This is a genomic window from Pseudoalteromonas sp. SG45-5 (assembly GCF_014164085.1).
Classification (GTDB): Bacteria; Pseudomonadota; Gammaproteobacteria; order Enterobacterales; family Alteromonadaceae; genus Pseudoalteromonas; species Pseudoalteromonas aliena.
The window spans coordinates 1-278 of the sequence record NZ_JACJEM010000192.1; the positions used below are offsets into that span (position 1 = coordinate 1).

At 35.3% G+C, this 278-nt stretch carries 1 rRNA gene; it reads left to right on the forward strand.

Going from position 1 to position 278, the window contains the following annotated elements:
* Window positions 1-70, forward strand: a 16S ribosomal RNA gene (locus H5119_RS20255); the annotation flags it as partial.
* Window positions 71-278 lie beyond the last annotated feature (208 nt).

The following is a 278-nucleotide window of genomic DNA, read 5'->3' on the forward strand; positions in this document are numbered from 1 at the left end:
GTGATTCATGACTGGGGTGAAGTCGTAACAAGGTAGCCCTAGGGGAACCTGGGGCTGGATCACCTCCTTATACGATTTAGAACTTATTTGTTCGTAGTGTCCACACAGATGATTGTTAATTAGTGCTTGTCCCTTTGGGATAACTAATTAATATGCTCTTTAAAAATTTGGAAAAGCTGATAATAAAATTCTGATAGATACATTGTATTTATCAAGAGTTTTCAAAAGTAAAAAAAGAATGGTAGCAGTACCATTCAGTGCCATTTAATTAACGTTTT